Origin of the sequence: Streptomyces sp. NRRL S-1022, assembly GCF_000720135.1 — a bacterium.
Classification (GTDB): Bacteria; Actinomycetota; Actinomycetes; order Streptomycetales; family Streptomycetaceae; genus Streptomyces.
Window position 1 is genome coordinate 1 of the sequence record NZ_JOIU01000161.1, and the last position, 345, is coordinate 345.

General features: G+C 68.4%; 1 protein-coding gene. It reads left to right on the forward strand.

Annotated features, from left to right (window positions below; all coding sequences use genetic code 11):
- Window positions 1-345 (forward strand): putative T7SS-secreted protein (locus tag IG05_RS43285; RefSeq protein ID WP_037816007.1); only part of this gene is annotated, 345 nt, incomplete at both ends.

Here is a 345-nt window from a genome sequence, read left to right on the forward strand (position 1 = left end):
CGGGGGGGCTGAGGACCTCTACGACAAGGGCAAGAAGAAGCTCGGCGAGGGTGTCGACTGGGCCACGGACAAGGTCGGCCACAAGCTGGACGAGGCCGGTCTGCACAAGTGGGCCGACGTGGTGGAGGACTGGGGCGACGGTGTCGCCTCCGATCTGGGGGCGACGCCGGGTGAGCAGCAGCTCGGCCAGAGCGAGCAGGCGAACGAACTCGTCCACGGCGACCCGGGGAGGATCCGGGAGAGCGTCAAGCACCTGCGGGACTTCCATGGGGCGTTCGACAAGGTCAGCCAGGGGCTGAAGAAGGTCGACTCCTCCGGCTGGAAGGGTGAGGGCGGGGACGCCTT